Source organism: Sulfitobacter sp. TBRI5, assembly GCF_051013555.1.
Lineage (GTDB): Bacteria > Pseudomonadota > Alphaproteobacteria > Rhodobacterales > Rhodobacteraceae > JL08.
This window is the reverse complement of the sequence record NZ_CP112884.1, coordinates 1,840,307-1,861,962: the sequence shown is the minus strand read 5'-3', so window position 1 is coordinate 1,861,962 and position 21,656 is coordinate 1,840,307. Positions and strand designations below refer to the sequence as shown.

Genomic DNA, 21,656 nt, shown 5'->3' with positions numbered 1-21,656 from the left:
CTGGATCAATTGTGACATGAACATTTCGTTACCAAAGCTGACTCTGGTGCTGGGCGGTGCCGCTGCCGGAAAATCAACCTACGCCGAAGCGCTGGTCAAAAAGGCGTCGGACTCAAAGATCTACATTGCGACGGCCCGCGTTCTGGACGCCGAGATCAAGGCGAAAGTACAAAAACACAAGATCGCGCGCGGTTCAGGATGGACCACGATCGAAGAGCCGCTGGATTTGCCGGCGGCGCTGGCAACCGTGTCAAACCGCGATGCCGTCCTGATCGATTGTGCAACAATGTGGTTGTCCAATCAGATGATGGCCGAAGAAAACCTGGCAGACGCACAGCATCTTTTTCTTAAGGCGCTTGTAGGCTGCCCTGCGCCGGTTGTGATCGTATCGAACGAAGTCGGACAGGGCATCGTGCCGGCCAATGCCATGGCACGACAGTTTCGCGAAGCGCAGGGGCATCTGAACGCATCGATTGCCGAAATCGCGGACACGGTGCTGTTTGTCATCGCTGGATTGCCGCAAGTGCTGAAAGGGTCGCTGCCATGACACGCCTGTTCATGGTGCGCCACGGCCCGACCCATGCCAAAACCTTTGTCGGATGGTCGGACCTGCCTGCGGATCTGTCAGATACCGCCGCTCTGGCCAGACTGGACGCTCATTTGCCACCGGACGGGGTTGTCATCTCTTCCGATTTGATCCGCGCATCGGCCACGGCAGATGCCATCCAGAACAAGCGAACCCGCCTGCCCCATGATCCGGATCTACGAGAGCTGAACTTCGGAGACTGGGAATTGAAAGCATTCACAGACATCGAAAACAACGATCCCGAGCGCGCCCGCGCGTATTGGGACAATCCGGGCGAAGTGCGCCCCCCGAACGGCGAAAGCTGGAACGATGCGCGGAGTCGGGTGGATCGTGTCATTGATCGGCTGCTGGAAACACATTCAGGCCGCGACCTGATTGTTGTGGCGCATTTCGGTGTGATCCTGACACAAGTGCAGCGTGCCCTTAACATTGGCGGATACGAAACTTTTGGCCACCGCATTGACAACTTGTCGGTCACCGAAATCGGGACACACCCGCAGTGGAACGCAATGCGTATCAATCACATACCGTGATCCAAGGGCGCACATTTCTTCGTTTTTCCGGTCATCCGTTTCGCTTTAGCATCGTGTCATGACATATGATCTTTTCATCGGTGACCGGTTGTTTTCAAGCTGGTCTTTGCGCGGCTGGCTGTTGCTGAAGAAATTCGGCCTGCCCCACAACACCCATCTGGTTGGCCTTTATTCCGGCACCATGGCGCAGGATCTTGCCCCTTTGGCCCCTGCGCGTCTGGTCCCCGTCCTCAGAACACCGCAGGGCGATGTGGTTGGTGAAACCATGGCCATTGTCGAAACACTGGCCGAACGTCACCCGGATGCAGGCCATTGGCCGACCGAGGAAAGCGCGCGTATCCTGGCAAGATGGATGTGCGCGGAAATGGCGTCGGGGTTCAGCGCCTTGCGCAGCACCTGCCCGATGCAGTTGCAAATGTGTCATGTGGGCTATGAACCCGCGCCGGATGTGCTGGCGGATCTGGACAGGATCGAAACCCTTTGGAATTTGGCGCGCAGGCGGCATGGCAAAAGCGGGCCGTGGCTGTTCGGGGCATACACCGCTGCCGACGCATTTTTTGCGCCTGTCGCGGCGCGCATAATAGGGTACGGACTGCCCATCAGCGAAGACGCCAGAACCTACTGCATGCAAACCATAGGCGACCCCGCCTTTGTTGCGTGGCGCAAACAGGCGCTTGAGATCAGCTATGATCCGTTTCCCTACCCACAGGATGTGCCCAACACCCCGTGGCCGGTCAGCTGACCCCATTTGTTAACCATTCCTAAACCAACAACAGGCTACCCATTAACCCTTGGGAAACCTAAAGGGGTCAGGTGTGATTACGCGCGCCTACACGGTTGCATTTCAGGGGATCGAAGCGCGTCTGGTTGAAGTGCAATGCGCGGTGACACCGGGATTGCCGGCATTCGCCATCGTCGGCCTGCCGGACAAGGCCGTATCAGAGGCACGCGACCGTGTGCGCACCGCTCTCAGTTCCATGGCGATCGCGCTGCCCTCAAAACGCATCACTATCAACCTGTCCCCGGCCGACTTGCCCAAGGAAGGCAGCCATTTCGATTTGCCCATTGCGCTGGCTCTTCTGGCGGCTCTGGATATTGTCCCGCGCGATTCCATAGAAGGTACAATCGCACTGGGCGAGCTTTCGCTTGACGGATCGCTGATCCCTGTTTTGGGGGCATTGCCAGCGGCGATGGCCGCGGCAGAAGAAAACCGCGGACTGTTATGTCCCAAGGCGTGCGGGGCGGAAGCGGCCTGGGTAGGCAACACGCAAGTGATCGGCGCGGCCAGCCTTGCGGATGTCGTGCGCCATTATTTAGGCCAGAACCCGATCGCCCCGTCAGAACCGGGCGTTGTCACGGCCACACATTACGCCCGCGACCTGCGCGATGTCAAAGGACAGGAACGTGCCAAACGGGCGCTTGAAATCGCGGCTGCGGGGCGCCACCATCTGATTTTTGTTGGCACGCCCGGATCCGGGAAATCCATGCTGGCGGCCAGAATTCCGGGGATTCTGCCGCCTTTGCGTCCTTCCGAAGCTCTTGAAACATCAATGATTCATTCGCTCAGCGGGCTTTTGGATGAAGGCGGCATTTCACGGGCACGGCCGTTTCGTGAACCGCACCACACGGCGTCTATGGCGGCCATTGTCGGCGGTGGGCGTGGCGCGAAACCGGGTGAAATTTCCCTGGCGCATAACGGCGTTCTGTTCATGGACGAGTTTCCCGAATTTCCGCGTGCCGTTCTGGAAACACTGCGCCAGCCGATCGAAACAGGCGAGGTTATCGTCGCCCGGGCCAATGCGCATGTCAGATACCCTTGCAAATTCATGCTGGTTGCCGCGGCCAACCCCTGCAAATGCGGGTATCTGACCGATCCCGCACGCGCATGCGCCCGCGTCCCCCAATGCGGAGAAGACTATATGGGGCGCATTTCCGGCCCCCTGATGGACAGGTTCGATCTGCGCGTGGACGTTCCCCCCGTTGCATTTACCGATCTGGATTTACCAGCGAGCGGCGACACGTCCAAAGACGTTGCAGGCAGGGTGGCGATGGCCCGTCAGAGACAGAATGAACGCTATGCGGATTTTCCGGATGTCAGCGAAAATTCCGACGCCGAGGGTGATCTTCTGGAACAGGTGGCAACACCCGACAAAGAGGGAAAAACGCTTTTGATCCAGGCTGCCGAACGGTTTGGCTTGTCCGCACGCGGCTATCATCGCGTTTTGCGTGTCGCGCGGACCATCGCCGATCTGGACGGGGATGATCACGTATCGCGCACCCACATCGCCGAGGCGATCAGTTTCCGGCTGAATGACGCAGTGCAATCACCCTGAAACGGTGCCCCGTCAGCCTTTGCAACGCGCTTCGATCGCATCCCAGATCTTGCCCGCGATATTGACCCCGTCAAAGCGCTCAAGCTCCTGAATGCCGGTGGGAGACGTCACGTTAATCTCGGTCAGGTAATCACCGATCACATCGATCCCGACGAAAACCTGCCCCTTTTCACGCAACAGCGGGCCAATGCGCGCGCAGATTTCGCGATCCCGCTCGCTCAGGCCGATTTTCTCAGGACGTCCACCCACATGCATGTTGGATCTGGTTTCGCCCTCGGCAGGGACGCGATTGATGGCGCCGACAGGTTCGCCATCGACAAGGATGACACGTTTGTCCCCATTGCGAACATCCGGCAGAAATTTCTGCACGATCAGCGGTTCACGCGAGAAACCGGTGAACAATTCGTGCAGCGATGTCAGGTTCCTGTCATTGGCGTCCAGGCGGAAAACACCCGCGCCGCCATTACCGTAAAGCGGTTTTAGAATGACATCTCCATGACGCGCCTTGAACGCCTTTATCGTTTCAAGGTCACGCGCAATTGTCGTCGGCGGTGTCAGATCCGGAAAATCGAGAACCAAAAGCTTTTCGGGATAGTTGCGCACCCAAAACGGGTCGTTCACCACCAGCGTCTTGGGCGCCAGCCGGTCCAGAAGATGGGTGGACGTGATGTAGTGCATGTCAAAAGGCGGATCCTGACGCAGCCAGACAGCATCGAATTCCGACAAATCCACTTCGCGAACCGGACCAAGATGCGCATGATCCCCCTGAACGCGTTGCACAGTCAGGTCGTGCCCGCGCGCCGTGATCCTGCCCTCCTGATAGGCAAGATGATCGGGTTCGTAATAAAACAGGCTGTGGCCACGCGATTGCGCCTCTTCTGCCAGACGGAACGAACTGTCGGCATTGATATCGACCGCACCGATCGGATCCATTTGAAAAGCGATTTTCATGACATAACCCCATGTGACCTTTTGCGATACATGGCGCAGCCGGAACGCCGGCGCAATGGGCGATCACATCAGCTTACATATGGACAAACGCGTTTTCGATCACCTGAACCATTCCCGCATGATCGACCAGCGCAACATCAAAACGCGCCTCTGTCAGGCTGCCCGAAGGCTCTGACCCCAAAAAATCCGCCGCCGAATTCCGGATACGCTCTATCCGGAGCGGCGAAACCCGTTCGGCAGCCCGCGCGAATGATTTTGAGGTTTTGACTTCAACAAAAATAACCATCGCACCATCGCGCACTATCAGATCGATTTCACCACCCCGTCCGCGCCATCGTCTGTGCGCAATGATGCAGCCGCGGTTTTCGTACACGCGCGCCACCATGTTTTCCGCAGCGACACCGGCATGATAAGCCCGCTGGCCCGTGATCGAATTCAACCGTCGTCCTTTCCCAGTTTCAACGCCAACTGGTACATTTTGCGCCGCGGCAGGTTGTGCGCTTGCGAAACCAGATCTGCGGCATCTTTGACCGACATAGAGGTTAATGCCTGTCTAAGCGCCGATTCTACGTCCATTTCGCTAACAGTTTCCGAACGTTGCCGGTCTATCACCACGACAATTTCACCTTTCAGGGTCGTTCCAGCGATTTCTGCGGCCAGTTCACCAAGGGTGCCACGTTTGACTTCCTCGAATTTCTTGGTCAGTTCCCGACAGATTGCCGCCTTGCGGTCATCGCCCAGAACCGTCGCCGCATCGGCCAACATCGCCGCAACACGTTTGGGTGATTCGTAAAACACAAGCGTTCCCGGTATCTCGCGCAATGATTCAAGGGCGGTCCGTCGCGCACCGCCCGCGTTTGGCAGGAACCCGGCAAAAAAGAATGCGTCAGTCGGCAATCCGGCCAGCGCCAGGGCAGACAGAACGGCAGACGCACCGGGCGCAATGGTGACCAGATACCCTTCGCCTTGTGCCGCCCGTGCCAGATCCAACCCCGGATCGGCAATCAGGGGCATGCCGGCTTCGGATGCGTAGGCCACGGATTTACCCTGTTCAAGATAGTGCAAAAGCTTTGGGCGCACCGCCGAACCGTTATGATCGTGATAGGCCAGCAGCGGGCGATCCCCCAATGGCACGCCGTGAATATCCATCAGACGCCGCATGCTGCGCGTGTCTTCTGCCGCGATCACATCGGCGGACGCCAATATATCCAGCGCACGCAATGTAATGTCCCGCGCCGTCCCGATCGGCGTCGCCACAAAGTAGACACCCGGTGCCAATCTGACCTTTTGGTGATTCAACGCTGGACCCGCCTTTCGTGACGTCTATTATCCCTGCAACGTCAAAGGGCGGGCTGTCGCCGTCCGGTCAGGGAGTATCGCTTGTGTCCATTTTTGCTGTTTTAACCCCCGCCCGCAAGCTTGGCTTGCGCATGTTCGCTGTCTTGGGCCTTTTGGCACTCGCTGCGTGTGACGGGGTTCCGTCCAGCAATCTTGGTGGTCCATCGATCAACCCGACTACGCCGGTTCCTGTGGCGCTGCTGGTTCCGCGCGGATCAGGGCAATCCGGTGATGATGTTCTTGCGCAAAGCCTTGAAAATGCTGCGCGATTGGCGATCAGCGATCTGCAGGGTGTGGAAATCGATCTGCGTGTCTACAACACCGCAGGCAACGCTGACATCGCCGCCAGTCAGGCAACGCAGGCCGTTGCGGATGGTGCCAAGATTATTCTGGGCCCGGTCTATGGCGCATCCGCGAACGCGGTGGGACTTGCCGTGGCGAACAAGGGTGTGAACGTCTTGTCATTCTCCAACAATGCCTCGATCGCGGGCGGCAACGTTTTTGTGCTGGGACCAACCTTTCAGAACACGGCCAACCGACTCGCGCAATTTGCCGCCGGACAGGGAAAATCGCGCATCGTTGTGGTCCATTCGCAAGATGTTGCCGGTGAACAAGGCAAGGCCGCGATCGAAAATGCGGTTCGACGCAGCGGCGCGTCTGTCGTGGCCTCGGTTCCCTATCAGTTATCGCAACAGGGCGTGGTTGCGGCCGTCCCGGAAATCCGCGCGGCCGTTGGGTCTTCGGGTGCGGATGCCATGTTTACCACGGCAACAACGGCGTCCGCCCTTCCCCTGCTGACACAATTACTGCCGGAAGCTGGCGTTGATCCGGCACAGACACAGTTTATCGGCCTGACCCGCTGGGATATTCCGTCGCAAACCCTTGAACTGCCCGGTGTGCAGAACGGATGGTTTGCACTGCCCGACCCCGGTCGAAGCGCGGCCTTCCAGTCGCGGTATCAGGTGGCTTACGGGGCGGCACCGCATCCCATTGGCGGTCTGGCCTATGACGGCATCGCCGCAATCGGGGCCTTGGTGGGAAGTGGCAATGCAAACGCGCTGACGGGCGGCGCTTTGACCCAACCGGCAGGGTTTCAGGGCGTGAATGGCATTTTCCGCCTGCTGCCCGATGGCACAAACGAACGTGGAATGGCGGTGGCAACGATCCGTGACCGGCAGGTTGTGGTGATCGACTCTGCGCCGGGCAGCTTTGGCGCCGGGTTCTGATCTGAACCGCAAAGCATCCATTTCGACTCTCGCGCCTGAATCGGTTCCCGACCGGCCTAAAGCCGCGCGTGAACTGATTTGTCCACCAGACCATATCTTTGATGCGACAGCGTTCGTGAACCAAATAGACGCCATCGCGCAAGAGGTCGACGCGCCGATGGAGTTGCGCGCCCGGACGGTTTCATTGTTGAAAAAGATCAATGCCGAAGGCCGTGCCGCCATTGCTGCCGCATTCAAGGAACGTCCGTTTGCCGCGCGGGAAACAACATCGGCCTATACCTATTTGACCGATGGCCTTGTCACGTCGGCGCTTTATGTCGCTCACAAGCACCTGCACCCGTTGCCGAACCCCACCAAAGGTCAACATATTTCTGTCATCGCTGTTGGGGGCTACGGGCGGGGTGAAATGGCCCCCTATTCCGATGTCGACCTACTGTTTCTGGCCCCGTACAAAACGACCGCCTGGGCCGAAAGCATCATTGAATCGATGCTTTACATCCTTTGGGATCTGAAGCTGAAAGTGGGCCACGCCAGCCGCACAATCAAAGACTGCATACGTTTGGGCCGCGAAGATTTCACCATCCGCACTGCGATGCTGGAACACCGGTTCATTGCGGGCGACGCCGATCTTGCCGCCGATCTGGATGCACGTCTGAAAAACGATCTGTTCAAGGGAACAGGCCGCGAATTCATCGAAGCCAAGCTGGAAGAACGCGACAACCGCCATATCAAACAGGGCGGTCAGCGCTATGTTGTCGAGCCCAATGTAAAGGAGGGCAAAGGCGGGTTGCGCGATTTGCAATCCCTGTTCTGGATTGCAAAATACATCCACGGCGTTCAGGACGCGGCCGATCTGGTGCCCCTCAATGTTTTTACACAAGCCGAGTTTGAAACATTCATCAAAGCCGAGGATTTCCTGTGGGCCGTCCGATCACATCTGCATCTGATCACGGGCCGGGCGACAGATCAGTTGACGTTTGATCTGCAGGTGCAGGTCGCGCAGGCCATGGGGTATAAAGATACGGTCGGGCGGCGCGGTGTCGAAATCTTTATGCAGGATTTTTTCCGTCACGCCACCGCGGTCGGTGACCTGACGCGTATTTTCCTGACCAAACTGGAAGCGATGCACGCCAAGGCCGAGCCTTTGCTGGAACGAATTTTCCGGCGCCGGCCGAAACTGAAACCCGGCTATGTCGAAATCCACAACCGCATCGGAATCGCGAACGAAAAGACGTTTCTGACCGACAAACTGAACCTGTTGCGCCTGTTCGAGGAAGCATTGCGCACCGGCATGCTGATCCATCCAGATGCCATGAGGCTGGTTACCGCGCATCTTGATCTGATTGATGACGACATGCGTTCCAGACCGGAAGCACAACGCATTTTTCTGGATTTGATGCTGAAACACGGCAATCCGGAACGGGCATTGCGCCGGATGAACGAATTGGGGGTTCTGTCGGCATTTATCCCGGAATTCGAACCGATTGTCGCGATGATGCAGTTCAACATGTATCACCACTATACCGTCGATGAACATATCATTCAGTGCATCGCAAATCTGGCACAGATCGAAAAAGGCGAATTGGTCGAAGAATTGCCGGTAGCCTCGGGCATTCTGAAACGCGGGATCAATCGCAAGGTGATGTATGTGGCGTTGCTGCTGCATGATATCGGCAAGGGGCGTTCCGAAGACCATTCCATTCTGGGCGCACAGATCGCGCGCAAGGTCGCACCGCGTCTGGGGCTGAACAAATCGGATTCCGAAACGGTGGAATGGTTGGTGCGCTATCATCTTTTGATGTCGGATATGGCGCAAAAACGCGATATCGCCGATCCCGCCACCATCCGCGATTTTGCGAAAGCGGTGCAAACGGTCAAACGTCTTGATCTGCTGACGGTTCTGACTGTCTGCGATATTCGCGGCGTCGGTCCCGGCACGTGGAACAACTGGAAGGCCGCGCTGATACGCGCACTTTACCGGCAGACCAGACGCGCGCTGGAAACCGGGCTGGAAGATCTGAACCGCGAAAACCGCGGCACCGAAGCCAAGAAACTGTTGCGCGCCGCGCTGCCCGAATGGTCGCGCAAGGAATTGCAGACCGAAACATCCCGCCACTATCCGCCTTACTGGCAGGGCCTGCATGTGACGGCCCATGTTGTTTTCGCAAATCTGCTGCGGGATCTGGGCGAAAATGAAATCCGGATTGATCTGCATCCTGACGAAGACCGAGATGCGACCCGCGCCTGCATGGTCATGCAGGACCATCCCGGCATCTTTGCGCGACTGGCCGGAGCGCTTGCGCTGGTTGGCGCAAATGTGGTGGATGCGCGCAGTTATACGTCCAAGGACGGATATGTGACCGATGTGTTCTGGCTTCAGGATGCCGATGGCCACCCTTACGAAGCCTCGCGCCTGCCACGGTTGAAACAGATGATCGAAAAGACCTTGCAAGGCAAGGTTGTCGCCACCGAAGCGTTGAAATCCCGTGATAAAATCAAAAAGCGTGAACGGGCCTTCAATGTGCCGACCCACATTACCTTTGATAACGAAGGATCAGACATTTACACGATCATCGAGGTCGACACCCGTGACCGCCCCGGATTGCTGTACGATCTGGCCCGCACGCTTGCCGCATCGAATGTCTACATTGCAAACGCGCTGATTGCGACCTATGGCGAACAGGTCGTTGATACGTTTTACGTCAAGGATATGTTCGGGCTGAAATACTACTCGGCCAGCAAACAGAAAACGCTGGAAAACAAACTGCGCGCGGCCATCAAGGAAGGCGCCGAAAGGGCAAGCACATGAAACCTATCCGACTGGTGTCGGGGTTTTTGACGGTCGGAATGTGGACAATGCTAAGCCGGGTGCTGGGCTTTGTACGCGACGCGATGATATTGGCCTATCTGGGCACAGGGCCGCTGTACGAAGCCTATGTTGTTGCCTTTCGCCTGCCCAACATGTTCCGACGTTTCTTTGCCGAAGGCGCGTTCAACATGGCCTTTGTGCCGATGTTTGCGAAAAAACTGGAAGGCGATGAAGACCCCCAGAGATTTGCGCGCGATGCATTTGCCGGTTTGGCGTCGGTTCTGATTGTTCTGACATTGCTGGCCCAGCTGGCAATGCCATGGCTGATCTTTGTTCTGGCAAGCGGGTTCGTCGGGCAGGAACAATTTGATCTGTCTGTGGAATTTGGCCGCATTGCTTTCCCGTACATCTTGTTCATCTCGCTGGCCGCTTTGCTGTCGGGCGTGCTGAACGCGACGGGGCGATTTGCCGCCGCTGCGGCAGCCCCGGTTCTGTTGAACGTGTTGCTGGTGTCGGGCATGGCCGCCGCCGCATGGATCGGCGGCGACGTGGCACGCACCCTGATCTGGATGATCCCGATTGCCGGCCTTGCGCAAATGGCGCTGGTCTGGGTTGCGGCTTCGCGGGCAGGGTTTTCGATCAAACCGGAATGGCCGCGCATGACGCCGGAACTGTCAAAGCTGGTGCGCATCGCCATTCCGGCCGCGCTGGCGGGCGGGGTGGTGCAGATCAACCTGCTGGTCGGGCAGCAGGTTGCATCCTATTTCGACAAGGCTGTTGGCTGGCTTTACGCTGCGGATCGTCTTTATCAATTGCCTTTGGGCGTTGTGGGGATCGCTGTCGGCATTGTTTTGTTGCCGGATCTGTCCCGCCGGTTGAAGGCAAAGGACGATGACGGCGCGCGCGATGCGTTTTCACGCGCCAGCGAAATCGCTTTGGGCCTGACGATCCCGTCTGCGGTTGCGCTGATCGTGATCCCGCTTCCTTTGGTGTCGGTTCTGTTCCAGCGTGGCGCGGCAACGGCGGATGACAGTGCAGCCATTGCCGTCGCGGTCACGATCTATGGTCTGGGCCTGCCCGCCTTTGTTTTGCAAAAAATCCTGCAACCGCTTTTTTTCGCCCGTGAAGATACGCAATCCCCGTTCCGGTATGCGGTAATTGCGATGGTGATCAATGCGGCTGTCGCGCTTGGACTGGCGCCTGTAATTGGCTGGATTGCACCCGCCATCGCAACAACGCTTGCGGCTTGGGCCATGGTTGCCTTTTTGGGGGTCGGTGCCCGCCGCATGGGCACGGTCGCGCGGTTTGATGCGCGGTTTCATCGCCGCATCTGGCGGATTGTGGCAGCTTCACTTTTGATGGGGGCAGTGCTTTGGATCAGCTCGGTGTCTTTGTCGCCATTTCTGGGAATGGCCGGATGGCGCTATCTGGCCCTGTTCATCTTGGTCAGCATCGGAATTCTGAGTTATTTCGGACTGGGCCAGTTGCTGGGCGCCTTCCGCCTTTCGGAAATGCGCGCAACACTGCGCCGTGGTTAAGGCCCGCTGTTTTCACCGCGCAGCCGCCGCAACCATCGCGTCAATGTGCCCGGCACCATAACGCTAGACAACGCAAACCCCGTGGCAAATCCGGCCAGATCCGCCACCCAGTCTTTCTGCGCGCCAAACAGCAACCCGAACAACAACTGGAACGCCATCAGAAACGCGATCAGTGTAAAGGCCCGTTCCTGCCGCGCGCCCACGGACGACAATTTGCGCCACAACAGATAGGTGAACCCGCCGATCAGGCCATAGACACTGGGAAAGCCACCGATCAACGGCACCGGATCATCCAGAAACACGGCATAGGCCAGCGCCCCGACCGCGCCGGATACCAGAAACATGATCAGGGTCGCCAATCCGCCAAACGCTTCGCCGACGACCTTGCCCATCGCCAGCAGAATGACACCGACAAACAGGGCATGCGTAAAGCCCGTGCTGATGAACGAATAGCTGAAAAACCGGATCAGGTGTTCTGGTGGCCAGCGGTTGTTTTCGACCATCCAGTCGAATACCGGGCCCGAAAACGCAAACCTCTGGATCGTTTCCAGACGCCATCCGACAGCTTGCGGGCCACCCATAAGCCCTTCGGCCCCCAGAACCATGACGCATTCGATTCCGATAATGATCATGAACAGGGCCAGCACAACCGGCGGCAACGGATTGACCGGATTGGCGTTGGGATCGATGTCTTGACCGTGGATCATGCCTGCTCTCCTTGACGGGGCCTGACCGCATGGGTAAGCGAGGCGAGCCCAATAATCCAGCCGGAGATGACCAGATGACCGCCCCTGCCTTTTCCCCCCGCGTTTTTTCAGGGATTCAGCCGTCGGGCGATTTGCATCTGGGCAATTATCTTGGCGCGCTGAAGCGTTTTGTAGAAACCCAGAATCAGGGCGTTGAAACGGTGTTTTGCATGGTCGATCTGCACGCGATCACCGTGTGGCAAAACCCACAAGACCTGAAACGCAGCACACGCGAATTGTGCGCCGGGTTTATCGCCTCCGGCATCGATCCGGAAAAATCCATTCTGATCAACCAAAGCCAGGTGCCCGAACATGCGCAACTGGCGTGGATTTTCAATTGCGTGGCCCGCATGGGTTGGATGGGCCGGATGACCCAATGGAAAGACAAGGCAGGCAAAAACGCAGAAAACGCATCGCTCGGGCTGTTTGCCTACCCGGCGCTGATGGCCGCGGACATTCTGATTTACCATGCAACACATGTGCCTGTCGGCGAAGACCAGAAACAGCATCTGGAGCTGACGCGCGATATTGCCGCGAAATTCAACCATGATTACGGCGTTGATTTCTTTCCCATCACCGAACCTGTGATCGAAGGGGCCGCAACGCGGGTCATGTCGCTGCGCGACGGGTCCAAGAAAATGTCAAAGTCGGACCCGTCCGATGCCAGCCGCATCAACATGACCGACAGCGCCGACGACATTGCCAAGAAAATTCGCAAGGCGAAAACCGATCCCGATGCATTGCCATCCGAAATTGACGGACTGAAAGACCGCCCCGAAGCCCGCAATCTGGTCAATATCTACGCCGCTTTGGCGGAAAAAACTGTCGAAGACGTTTTGCGCGAGGTTGGCGGACAACAGTTTGGCGCGTTCAAGCCGATGCTGGCGGATCTGGCAGTATCGAAAATGGCGCCGATTTCATCCGAAATGGCTCGATTGATGGCTGACCCGGCTGAGATTGATCGCATTCTGGGTGTCGGTGCGGAGCGCGCGCGCGAGATTACGGCCCCGATCTTGCGCAAAACATATGAAATCGTCGGCATGGTTGGTGCCTGATAGAACCAGGCCTGCATATTTGAACAGATAGCCTGCACCATTGGGGGTTTGCGGGCCTGTCTGAATACCCCATTCTCTGTGCAACCCGAAAGGAGCGCACATGAGCCGAAAAACCCACTCCGAAACCCGCGTTGGACATGTTCATCTGAAAGTGTCCGATCTTGACGCCGCCATTGCGTTCTATCGCGATGTTCTGGGATTTGACGTGACCCAGCGCTATGGCGATCAGGCCGCCTTTCTGTCGGCTGGCGGCTATCACCATCACATCGGGCTGAACACGTGGCACAGCCGTGGCGGGCCGGCGCCGGCGGCCAATACGACAGGGCTTTATCATGTCGCGTTCCTTTATCCCGACAGGGCCGCCTTGGGCGCGGCGATCAAAGCGGTGCAGGAGGCGGGCATCACGCTGGACGGCGCGGCAGATCACGGTGTCAGTGAAGCGGTCTATCTGCACGATCCCGATGGCAACGGCATAGAACTATACCGCGACAGACCGGAAGCCGAATGGCCGCGCCAGGCAAACGGCACGCTGGCGATGGTCAATGCGCCGCTGGATGTACAAGCATTGGTCGGCGAGGCCAATTAAGGTCTGGACGTCTGACCTAAAACTGCCCTAGGCTTTGCAGGTCAAGGGGAGGATACAACATGGCAACGGGCAGCAATATCAGAACCTACTTTGAAGGTGCCTGGCATGACGGGGATGTGCCCATCATGAATGCAGCCGACCACGGATCGTGGCTGGGCAGCACAGTGTTTGACGGCGCCCGTTTTTTCGAAGGTCTATCTCCTGATCTTGATCTTCACTGCGCCCGCGTGAACCGGTCAGCCGCGGCCTTGATGCTGGCACCGACCGTCGAAACTGACGAAATGGTCGCGATTATTCACGAGGGCCTCAAGCGATTTGCACCGGACGCGGCCGTTTACATCCGCCCGATGTATTGGGGCATTGACGGGGACATTACGGCAATTGTTCCATCGCAGGACAAAACCGGTTTTGCGATCTGTCTGGAAGAAATACCAATGCCGCCCGCAGATCATTCGACCACGCTGACACGCACCCGCTTTCGACGCCCCGTACTGGAAGACAGCGTTGTAAATGCAAAAGCGGGCTGTCTTTATCCCAACAACGCGCGGATGCTAAAGGAAGCGCGTGCCAAAGGTTTTGGCAACGCTTTGGTGGCAGATGCGATGGGCAATGTGGCCGAAACCGCAACGGCGAACGTGTTCATGGTCAAGGACGGTGAGGTTTTCACCCCCATTGGCAACGGCACGTTCCTGTCCGGCATTACCCGCGCCCGCCACATCAAAAATATGCAGGCAGACGGAATGCGGGTGCATGAAAGCGTTCTGAGTTTTGAAGATTTCCACGACGCCGATGAAGTTTTCCTGTCGGGCAATATGGCCAAGGTCACACCTGTAAAAGCCTTTGATGACACGCAATATCAGGTAGGGCCGGTGGCACGGAAAGTTCGGGAAATGTATTGGGACTGGGCCGCGTCAGAACGCTGACCGCCGGCTTTACCGCAAAAGCCAATTGCCACGATCACTAAGTCACGCCATGATCACCCCGGTTAGGGAGCAATCAAATGCGCAAATTTCTGGTGGTATTGGACGACAGCCGCGAATGTCTGAATGCGATGCGTTTTGCCGCAATGCGGTCGGCGCATACCGGGGGCGGCGTACAAATTCTGTCTGTTATCCCGCCTGACGAATTCAACCACTGGATCGGCGTCGGCGAAGTGATGCGCGAAGAGGCCCGCGAACGTATTCACGCCCATTTCGAAGTGTTCGCCAAATGGATGCGGGACAAACAGGGGATTGATCCCGAACTGGTCATTCGCGAAGGCCAGCCCGTCAAGGAAATCATCGCCCAGATTACGGAAGACAAGGAAATCGGGGTTTTGGTTTTGGGGGCCAGCACCGACAACAAGGGGCCCGGCCCAATCATCACGCAACTGATGAAGAATGCAGGTTCCCTGCCCATTCCCGTAACGATCGTTCCGGGTGATCTGTCCAAGGAAAAGCTGGAAGCGATCACCTGAAACCCCCGCTTTAGAATCGTTCCAAACCTTGACTTTCGCCTTGCGCAGACGCATATCCGTAGCTCAGCCCAACCGGAGATGCACACATGTTCATTCAAACTGAATCGACCCCAAACCCCGCGACTTTGAAGTTTCTTCCCGGGCAATCCGTGATGGAAATGGGCACTGCGGATTTTCCATCGGCCGATACGGCTGACAAATCGCCATTGGCCACGCGCATTTTCGCAGTTGGTGGCGTAACAGGCGTGTTCTTCGGGCTTGATTTCGTCACGGTGACAAAATCGGACGACACCGAATGGGACCATATCAAACCCGCCATTCTGGGCGCGATCATGGAACACTATCAGTCCGGTCAGCCGGTTATGAACGACGGTCATGAACCCGCATCGGGCCATGCCGAACATAACGGCGAAAACGGCGAGATTGTATCCCAGATCAAGGAATTGCTGGACAGCCGGGTGCGCCCCGCCGTTGCACAGGACGGCGGCGATATTACCTTTCACGGGTTTGATCGCGGCGTGGTTTACCTTCATATGCAGGGGGCATGCGCAGGCTGTCCGTCTTCTACGCTGACGTTGAAAATGGGCATCGAAAACCTGCTGCGCCACTATATTCCCGAAGTGACCGAGGTACGACCCGTTGCCGTTTGATCAGCCACTGATTCTCGGGTTTGACACATCGGCCGCGCATTGCGCGGCCGTTTTACTGTCTGGCGACCGGATTATTGCGGGCCTTGCAGAAGACATGTCCAAAGGTCAGGCAGAACGGCTGGTACCACTTTTGCAGGAAGTACTGGCAAAGGCAGGCCCAAGCTGGAACGATCTGAATGCTTTGGGTGTCGGGATCGGACCAGGAAATTTCACCGGTATCCGCATTTCGGTAGCGACAGCGCGCGGGCTGGCCATGGGGCTAGACATTGCTGCGGTCGGGGTTTCCGGGTTCGAGGCATTGGCATTCGGCACCACACGCCCGTTCGCGGCACTGATCGATGCACCACGTGCACAGGTTTACAGGCAGGATTATCTGGAAGACGAATGTCTGGCACCGCGGTTACAACTGCGCTTGGATGCAGATGCGGAAACGGCACATGCGGGCCTCGCCACACCGGCGCCGCTGCCTCCTTTGGTGCTGGCCGAACGGATTGCCCGTATCGCTGCAACCAGATGGCAAACCGAAAGCGCTCCGCCTGCCCCACTGTATATGAGGCCTGCGGATGCCGCAACTGCGCGCGACGCACCGCCGGTCATTCTGGCCTCGTGATCCGCATGGTCACACCTTCGCATCTGGCCATGCTTCACCGTGCAGCGTTTACACAAGACCGTGCATGGGACGCAGACGAATTCGCGAACCTGCTGGCCACACCGCACTGTCATGTGATTGCCGAAAGCAACGGATTTGCCTTGATCCGTGTGATCGCAGACGAGGCCGAATTGCTGACAATCGCAGTTCACCCCGAACATCGCCGCGCCGGGCTTGGAAAGTCGTTGTTGATCCGATCCATGGCCAAAGCCACCGAACTGGGCGCATTTGAACTGTTCCTGGAAGTGGCGGCAGACAATGCCGGTGCGCTGGCTTTGTACCACAGCACTGGTTTTGCACAGGTCGGCCTGCGCCCCGGCTATTATGCGCGCGCAGGGGTCGGCCCTGTCGATGCTCTTTTGTTGTCGCGCCCCTTGCCGTAAGGTTTTCCGCATTACCGCCAGAAACACAGTTAAAAAGCAGTTGACCCTTGGCGGGCACTGCGGCCTTATTTGGCGGTGCAAAACGACACCTGAAAACAAACAGGGGCGCCGGAATGGTAAATGGCCGCCTCGTCACAAAACAACTGGGAGACACAGAATGACACTTATGAAATCCCTTATGGGCGCGGCCGCAGGGCTTGCCCTGACGGCGGGCGCGGCTTTGGCCGAACCAGCGTTGATTTTCGATCTTGGCGGCAAGTTTGACAAATCGTTCAACGAAGCAGCCTTTGGCGGGGCACAGCGCTGGGCCGAAGAAACCGGCGAATCCTTCCGTGAAATCGAGCTGCAATCCGAAGCGCAGCGCGAACAGGCCCTGCGCCGGTTTGCCGAAAGCGGATCAAACCCGATCGTAATGGCCGGGTTTGCATTCGCGGATGCGCTGGGACAGGTCGCCGCAGACTATCCTGACACATCATTTGTCATCATCGATATGGTGGTTGACGCCCCCAACGTCCGTTCGGTTGTTTTTAACGAACATGAAGGATCCTATCTGGTTGGCATGATGGCGGCGCAAGCCTCGGAATCCAACACCGTCGGTTTCATCGGCGGCATGGATATTCCGCTGATCCGGAAATTCGCTTGCGGCTATGCTCAGGGTGTAAAGGCTGCAAACCCAGATGCCACCGTGATTGCCAATATGACCGGCACAACACCTTCGGCCTGGAATGATCCGGTAAAGGGCTCTGAACTGACCAAGGCACAGATCAGTCAGGGCGCGGATGTGGTCTATGCGGCGGCGGGCGGCACCGGTGTTGGTGTTCTGCAAACCGCAGCAGATGAAGGCATTCTGTCGATCGGCGTGGACAGCAACCAGAACCATCTGCACCCCGGCAAGGTTCTGACCTCGATGATGAAGCGGGTCGACAATGCGGTTTACAACGCGTTCAAGGATGGCCCCGGATTGGAAGCCGGATTCAATGTCATGGGCATCGCCAATGGCGGCGTGGGTTACGCAATGGATGAAAACAACGCATCCCTTGTCACCGACGAGATGAAAGCATCGGTTGAAGCGGCAGCGGCCAAGATCGCCAGCGGCGAGTTGAGCGTGCATGACTATATGTCTGACGACAGCTGCCCGGACCTGAGCTTCTGAGCGTGGGAGCCGATCAAACTTCGGAGCGGCGGGATACTGCCGCTCCGGCAATTGAATTGCGCGGAATTTCAAAGTCTTTTGGTCCGGTTCAGGCCAACAAGGACATTTCCATTTCGGTCATGCCCGGTACGATACATGGTATCATCGGTGAAAACGGTGCTGGCAAATCCACCTTGATGAGCATCCTTTACGGCTTTTACAAAGCCGACAAGGGCGAGGTGTTCATCGGTGGCCAGCGCACGCAGATACCTGACAGCCAGGCGGCGATTGCCGCCGGCATCGGCATGGTCTTTCAACACTTCAAGCTGGTTGAAAATTTCACGGTTCTGGAAAACATCATTCTGGGGGCCGAAGACGGCCACATGCTGATGCCATCCTTGACCAAGGCACGGCGCATTCTGCTTGAACTGGAACAGGAATACGGACTGAATGTCGATCCTGATGCAGTGATCGAAGACCTGGGCGTCGGCATGCAGCAGAGGGTCGAAATCCTCAAGGCACTGTATCGCAATGCCAATATCTTGATTCTGGATGAACCAACGGGTGTTCTGACCCCGGCCGAGGCGGATCAGTTGTTCCGCATTCTGGATCGGCTGCGTCAGGAAGGCAAAACCATCATCCTGATCACCCACAAACTGCGCGAGATCATGGATATTACCGATACCGTCAGTGTGATGCGCCGTGGTGAAATGACGGCAACTGTCAAAACATCGGAAACATCGCCTGCTGAACTGGCGGAACTGATGGTTGGCCGCAAAGTCTTGCTTCGGGTCGACAAGAAACCGGCGACCCCAGGTGATATCGTGCTTGAAATCAAGAACCTGCGCGTTGTCGATGAAAAAGGCGTGGAGCGCGTCAAGGGCATCAATCTGAATGTGCGCGCCGGTGAAATACTGGGTATTGCAGGCGTTGCGGGCAACGGGCAATCCGAATTGCTTGAGGTATTGGGCGGATATGCCAACGGCACAGGCGAGATCGCAATAAACGGCAAACGGCTGGACGTGACCGGCAGGCTGTCAGACGGGCAAACCCGCCGCGCCAACGGCATTGCGCATGTTCCCGAAGATCGTCAGCGCGAAGGGCTGATCATGCCCTTTCACGCGTGGGAAAACGTGGCTTTTGGCTATCACCGCGACCCGGCCTATAATTCCGGATTGCTGATGAACAACACAGCGCTGCGCCGCGACACCGAGGCCAAGATCGAAAAGTTCGACATCCGGCCTGCCAATTGCTGGCAAGAGGCCAAGAATTTCAGCGGCGGCAACCAGCAGAAAATCGTTGTTGCGCGCGAAATTGAAAGAAACCCCGATCTGTTGCTGATCGGCCAACCGACGCGCGGCGTGGACATCGGCGCCATCGAATTCATTCACCAACAGATCGTGGCCCTGCGGGATCAGGGCAAGGCCATTTTGCTTGTCAGTGTCGAACTGGAAGAAATCCTGTCCCTAAGTGATCGCATCGCAGTGATGTTTGACGGACACATCATGGGCGAACGCCTGCCAGAGCAGACCGACGAAAAGGAACTGGGTCTTTTGATGGCCGGCATGTCGGGAAAGGCCGCATAGATGGATGTGATGCCGAAATGGGCCGAAGTTGTTCTGGTGCCTTTGATTTCATTGTTGCTGGCCGCCATCCTGTCCGCCCTTGTTATTCTGGCCATTGGCGAAGATCCGGTGGCTGCGGTCAAACTGATGATCAATGGCGCTTTGGGGTCTACATACGGGTGGGGCTATACCCTGTATTACGCTACGAACTTCATGTTCACCGGTCTGGCCGTCGCGGTCGCGTTTCACGCACGGCTGTTCAATATCGGCGGCGAAGGTCAGGCGATGCTGGGCGGTCTGGGTGTTGCGCTGGCCTGCCTTTACATTCCGTGGCCGCATTGGTCGCTGGCCCTGTTGGGGGCAACTATCGGTGCGGCGCTGTTTGGGGCCATGTGGGCTGCCATTCCGGCCTATTTGCAGGCCAAACGCGGCAGCCACATCGTAATTACCACCATCATGTTCAATTTCATCGCCGCGGCGGTGCTGAACTATGTTCTGGTCAACATGCTGCGCCCGAAGGGGTCGATGGATCCGGCGACTGCACGGTTCGGTGAAACCGTCCACCTGCCCACGCTGCATGAAATGCTGGCCCCTTTCGGGATCGAATTCTCCAAATCAGCCCCTGCAAATGTGACCCTTCTGGTGGCTGTTCTGGCCTGTGTTGCAGTCTGGGTTCTGATCTGGCGCACCCGTCTGGGATACGAAATCCGCGCTTACGGGCATTCTGAATCCGCTGCGAAATACGCAGGTATTTCACCGGTCAAGATCACCATGATCGCAATGCTGATATCTGGCGGCTTGGCCGGCATGATGGCGATCAACAATGTCATGGGCGAAGCGGAACGGCTGGTTCTTAATGCCACGGAAGGTGCGGGGTTTATCGGCATCGCGGTCGCGCTGATGGGGCGCAGCCATCCCGTCGGTGTGTTTCTGGCCGCGATACTGTTCGGCTTCCTATATCAGGGCGGCGCCGAACTAGCCCTGTGGACGACGATCCCGCGCGAATTGATTGTCGTCATTCAGGCACTGGTCATCCTTTTTACCGGCGCGCTGGACAACATGGTTCGGATGCCGCTTGAAAAGCTGTTTCTGGCCCTGCGGCAAAGGAAAAGCTGATGGATTTTGCAACATTGCTTCAGGTGCTGGACAGCACAGTAAGGCTGGCGACCCCGTTATTGCTGGCCTGTCTGGCCGGGTTGTTTTCCGAACGCGCGGGCATTTTTGATATCGGCCTTGAAGGCAAGATGCTTGCCGCTGCTTTTTTTTCGGCGGCTGTCGCAGCCCTCACCGGATCTGTCTGGCTAGGCCTGCTGGCCGGAGTTGGTGCGTCCATGGCGCTTAGTGCGCTGCACGGTCTGGCGTCAATCACATTCCGCGGCAATCAATTGATATCGGGAGTTGCCATCAATTTTCTGGCGGCCGGCCTGACGGTTCTGATCGCTCAGGACTGGTTTCAACAGGGCGGGCGCACCCCGTCTTTGATAGGGGCAGCCCGGTTTGAACCCATAACGCTGCCTTTCGCGGATGCATTGCGTGACGTGCCATTGCTGGGACCGGTTTATTACGAACTGATCTCGGGGCATTCCGTTCTGGTCTATCTTGCGTTTGCCAGCGTGCCCCTGACGTGGTGGATCCTGTTCCGGACCCGTTTTGGTTTGCGCTTGCGCGCGGTCGGGGAAAACCCGGCAGCCGTTGATACGGCGGGTGTGTCTGTTGTGGGCCTGCGATACGCCGCGGTTGCGATCTGTGGTGTGCTGTGTGGAATTGCCGGGGCTTACCTTGCCACCGCGCTGCAAGCCGGCTTTGTCAAAGACATGACGGCGGGGCGTGGCTTCATCGCATTGGCAGCGCTGATCTTTGCAAAATGGCGCCCCTGGTACGCTCTGTCCGCGTGTCTGCTGTTCGGTTTTCTTCAGGCGATTGCACTGCGATATCAGAATATCGATCTGGGGGCGTTTACCGTTCCGGTGCAGTTCATGGATGCCCTGCCCTACATTCTGACAGTCGTCATTCTGGCCGGGTTTGTCGGCAAGGCCATTCCCCCCCGCGCCGGCGGCGAACCCTACGTGAAAGAACGTTAACGCCTGCAATAAGGCCAGTTCCGGAAAATCGCCCGCGCC

22 protein-coding genes are annotated in these 21,656 nt (G+C 57.5%); 18 read left to right on the top strand and 4 right to left on the bottom strand.

From position 1 onward, the window contains the following. Window positions 1–16: 16 nt before the first annotated feature. From cobU to OLX72_RS09415, 4 genes are all read left to right on the top strand, one after another. Window positions 17–547 (top strand): bifunctional adenosylcobinamide kinase/adenosylcobinamide-phosphate guanylyltransferase, encoded by a 531-nt coding sequence (gene cobU, locus OLX72_RS09430; RefSeq protein ID WP_433990330.1) that lies wholly within the window; start codon window positions 17–19, stop codon window positions 545–547. Further along, the gene (locus tag OLX72_RS09425; protein WP_433990329.1) at window positions 544–1,119 is read left to right on the top strand and encodes a histidine phosphatase family protein; all 576 of its coding nucleotides are present in this window, start codon (window positions 544–546) and stop codon (window positions 1,117–1,119) included. The genes cobU and OLX72_RS09425 overlap by 4 nt, the downstream gene beginning before the upstream one ends. 58 nt (window positions 1,120–1,177) lie before the next feature. Then, window positions 1,178–1,861: a glutathione S-transferase gene (locus tag OLX72_RS09420; RefSeq protein WP_114871441.1), complete on the top strand. Its 684-nt coding sequence runs from the start codon at window positions 1,178–1,180 to the stop codon at window positions 1,859–1,861. A gap of 73 nt (window positions 1,862–1,934) precedes the next feature. Further along, a complete protein-coding gene (locus OLX72_RS09415; RefSeq protein ID WP_433990328.1) occupies window positions 1,935–3,452 on the top strand; it encodes a YifB family Mg chelatase-like AAA ATPase in 1,518 nt (505 codons plus the stop codon). Between the two features lie 12 nt (window positions 3,453–3,464). Here the strand turns inward: OLX72_RS09415 and gshB are convergent, their stop codons facing one another. The 3 genes from gshB to rsmI form a co-directional block, all read right to left on the bottom strand. Then, window positions 3,465–4,403, bottom strand: a complete 939-nt coding sequence (gshB, locus tag OLX72_RS09410) for a glutathione synthase (protein WP_114871443.1) — start codon at window positions 4,401–4,403, stop codon at window positions 3,465–3,467. Between the two features lie 73 nt (window positions 4,404–4,476). Then, on the bottom strand, window positions 4,477–4,833 hold the full coding sequence (locus OLX72_RS09405) for a YraN family protein (protein WP_433990449.1): 357 nt from the start codon (window positions 4,831–4,833) through the stop codon (window positions 4,477–4,479). A gap of 5 nt (window positions 4,834–4,838) precedes the next feature. After that, on the bottom strand, window positions 4,839–5,702 hold the full coding sequence (gene rsmI / locus OLX72_RS09400) for a 16S rRNA (cytidine(1402)-2'-O)-methyltransferase (protein WP_114871444.1): 864 nt from the start codon (window positions 5,700–5,702) through the stop codon (window positions 4,839–4,841). A gap of 89 nt (window positions 5,703–5,791) precedes the next feature. Here rsmI and OLX72_RS09395 point away from each other — a divergent pair, with 89 nt between their 5' ends. The 3 genes from OLX72_RS09395 to murJ are packed head-to-tail and all read left to right on the top strand — an operon-like array spanning window position 5,792 to window position 11,314. After that, window positions 5,792–6,967, top strand: coding sequence for a penicillin-binding protein activator (locus OLX72_RS09395; protein WP_433990448.1), 1,176 nt, complete (start codon window positions 5,792–5,794; stop codon window positions 6,965–6,967). Between the two features lie 19 nt (window positions 6,968–6,986). After that, window positions 6,987–9,776, top strand: coding sequence for a [protein-PII] uridylyltransferase (locus OLX72_RS09390; protein ID WP_254684808.1), 2,790 nt, complete (start codon window positions 6,987–6,989; stop codon window positions 9,774–9,776). Next, window positions 9,773–11,314: a murein biosynthesis integral membrane protein MurJ gene (gene murJ / locus OLX72_RS09385; RefSeq protein WP_114871447.1), complete on the top strand. Its 1,542-nt coding sequence runs from the start codon at window positions 9,773–9,775 to the stop codon at window positions 11,312–11,314. Before OLX72_RS09390 ends, murJ begins: the two co-directional genes overlap by 4 nt. Here the strand turns inward: murJ and OLX72_RS09380 are convergent. Beyond that, the gene (locus tag OLX72_RS09380; RefSeq protein WP_114871448.1) at window positions 11,311–12,021 is read right to left on the bottom strand and encodes a rhomboid family intramembrane serine protease; all 711 of its coding nucleotides are present in this window, start codon (window positions 12,019–12,021) and stop codon (window positions 11,311–11,313) included. The two genes, murJ and OLX72_RS09380, sit on opposite strands and share 4 nt — an antisense overlap. Before the next feature lie 74 nt (window positions 12,022–12,095). Here OLX72_RS09380 and trpS point away from each other — a divergent pair, with 74 nt between their 5' ends. The 11 genes from trpS to OLX72_RS09325 all read left to right on the top strand — a co-directional run bounded on the left by trpS (window position 12,096) and on the right by OLX72_RS09325 (window position 21,617). Further along, the gene (trpS, locus tag OLX72_RS09375; protein WP_114871449.1) at window positions 12,096–13,115 is read left to right on the top strand and encodes a tryptophan--tRNA ligase; all 1,020 of its coding nucleotides are present in this window, start codon (window positions 12,096–12,098) and stop codon (window positions 13,113–13,115) included. A gap of 100 nt (window positions 13,116–13,215) precedes the next feature. After that, the gene (locus OLX72_RS09370) at window positions 13,216–13,701 is read left to right on the top strand and encodes a VOC family protein (protein WP_114871450.1); all 486 of its coding nucleotides are present in this window, start codon (window positions 13,216–13,218) and stop codon (window positions 13,699–13,701) included. A gap of 59 nt (window positions 13,702–13,760) precedes the next feature. After that, window positions 13,761–14,624 carry a branched-chain amino acid aminotransferase gene (locus OLX72_RS09365; RefSeq protein WP_433990327.1) on the top strand — a complete coding sequence of 288 codons (864 nt, stop codon included), beginning with the start codon at window positions 13,761–13,763 and terminating at the stop codon, window positions 14,622–14,624. 77 nt (window positions 14,625–14,701) lie between these two features. Further along, window positions 14,702–15,157, top strand: coding sequence for a universal stress protein (locus tag OLX72_RS09360; protein ID WP_114871452.1), 456 nt, complete (start codon window positions 14,702–14,704; stop codon window positions 15,155–15,157). 86 nt (window positions 15,158–15,243) lie between these two features. Beyond that, the gene (locus OLX72_RS09355) at window positions 15,244–15,807 is read left to right on the top strand and encodes a NifU family protein (RefSeq protein ID WP_114871453.1); all 564 of its coding nucleotides are present in this window, start codon (window positions 15,244–15,246) and stop codon (window positions 15,805–15,807) included. Beyond that, window positions 15,797–16,417, top strand: coding sequence for a tRNA (adenosine(37)-N6)-threonylcarbamoyltransferase complex dimerization subunit type 1 TsaB (tsaB, locus tag OLX72_RS09350; RefSeq protein WP_433990326.1), 621 nt, complete (start codon window positions 15,797–15,799; stop codon window positions 16,415–16,417). Before OLX72_RS09355 ends, tsaB begins: the two co-directional genes overlap by 11 nt. A 5-nt stretch (window positions 16,418–16,422) precedes the next feature. Next, the gene (locus OLX72_RS09345; RefSeq protein ID WP_114871455.1) at window positions 16,423–16,839 is read left to right on the top strand and encodes a GNAT family N-acetyltransferase; all 417 of its coding nucleotides are present in this window, start codon (window positions 16,423–16,425) and stop codon (window positions 16,837–16,839) included. Between the two features lie 157 nt (window positions 16,840–16,996). Further along, window positions 16,997–17,992, top strand: coding sequence for a BMP family lipoprotein (locus OLX72_RS09340; protein WP_114871456.1), 996 nt, complete (start codon window positions 16,997–16,999; stop codon window positions 17,990–17,992). A gap of 2 nt (window positions 17,993–17,994) precedes the next feature. Continuing rightward, window positions 17,995–19,557: an ABC transporter ATP-binding protein gene (locus OLX72_RS09335; RefSeq protein WP_114871457.1), complete on the top strand. Its 1,563-nt coding sequence runs from the start codon at window positions 17,995–17,997 to the stop codon at window positions 19,555–19,557. Then, the gene (locus OLX72_RS09330) at window positions 19,558–20,652 is read left to right on the top strand and encodes an ABC transporter permease (protein ID WP_114871458.1); all 1,095 of its coding nucleotides are present in this window, start codon (window positions 19,558–19,560) and stop codon (window positions 20,650–20,652) included. Then, entirely contained in the window at window positions 20,652–21,617 is a 966-nt protein-coding gene (locus OLX72_RS09325) for an ABC transporter permease (protein ID WP_114871459.1), read from the top strand. The genes OLX72_RS09330 and OLX72_RS09325 overlap by 1 nt, the downstream gene beginning before the upstream one ends. Window positions 21,618–21,656: the final 39 nt, after the last annotated feature.

Excerpts from the sequence above, each read along its gene's own strand:
- OLX72_RS09425 (WP_433990329.1), top strand. The coding sequence starts at position 544 with ATGACACGCCTGTTCATGGTGCGCCACGGCCCGACCCATGCCAAAACC.
- OLX72_RS09365 (WP_433990327.1), top strand. The coding sequence starts at position 13,761 with ATGGCAACGGGCAGCAATATCAGAACCTACTTTGAAGGTGCCTGGCAT.
- OLX72_RS09340 (WP_114871456.1), top strand. The coding sequence starts at position 16,997 with ATGACACTTATGAAATCCCTTATGGGCGCGGCCGCAGGGCTTGCCCTG.
- cobU (WP_433990330.1), top strand. The coding sequence starts at position 17 with ATGAACATTTCGTTACCAAAGCTGACTCTGGTGCTGGGCGGTGCCGCT.
- gshB (WP_114871443.1), bottom strand. The coding sequence starts at position 4,403 with ATGAAAATCGCTTTTCAAATGGATCCGATCGGTGCGGTCGATATCAAT.
- OLX72_RS09330 (WP_114871458.1), top strand. The coding sequence starts at position 19,558 with ATGGATGTGATGCCGAAATGGGCCGAAGTTGTTCTGGTGCCTTTGATT.
- OLX72_RS09380 (WP_114871448.1), bottom strand. The coding sequence starts at position 12,021 with ATGATCCACGGTCAAGACATCGATCCCAACGCCAATCCGGTCAATCCG.
- murJ (WP_114871447.1), top strand. The coding sequence starts at position 9,773 with ATGAAACCTATCCGACTGGTGTCGGGGTTTTTGACGGTCGGAATGTGG.
- trpS (WP_114871449.1), top strand. The coding sequence starts at position 12,096 with ATGACCGCCCCTGCCTTTTCCCCCCGCGTTTTTTCAGGGATTCAGCCG.
- OLX72_RS09325 (WP_114871459.1), top strand. The coding sequence starts at position 20,652 with ATGGATTTTGCAACATTGCTTCAGGTGCTGGACAGCACAGTAAGGCTG.
- OLX72_RS09370 (WP_114871450.1), top strand. The coding sequence starts at position 13,216 with ATGAGCCGAAAAACCCACTCCGAAACCCGCGTTGGACATGTTCATCTG.
- OLX72_RS09360 (WP_114871452.1), top strand. The coding sequence starts at position 14,702 with ATGCGCAAATTTCTGGTGGTATTGGACGACAGCCGCGAATGTCTGAAT.
- OLX72_RS09355 (WP_114871453.1), top strand. The coding sequence starts at position 15,244 with ATGTTCATTCAAACTGAATCGACCCCAAACCCCGCGACTTTGAAGTTT.
- OLX72_RS09420 (WP_114871441.1), top strand. The coding sequence starts at position 1,178 with ATGACATATGATCTTTTCATCGGTGACCGGTTGTTTTCAAGCTGGTCT.
- OLX72_RS09345 (WP_114871455.1), top strand. The coding sequence starts at position 16,423 with ATGGTCACACCTTCGCATCTGGCCATGCTTCACCGTGCAGCGTTTACA.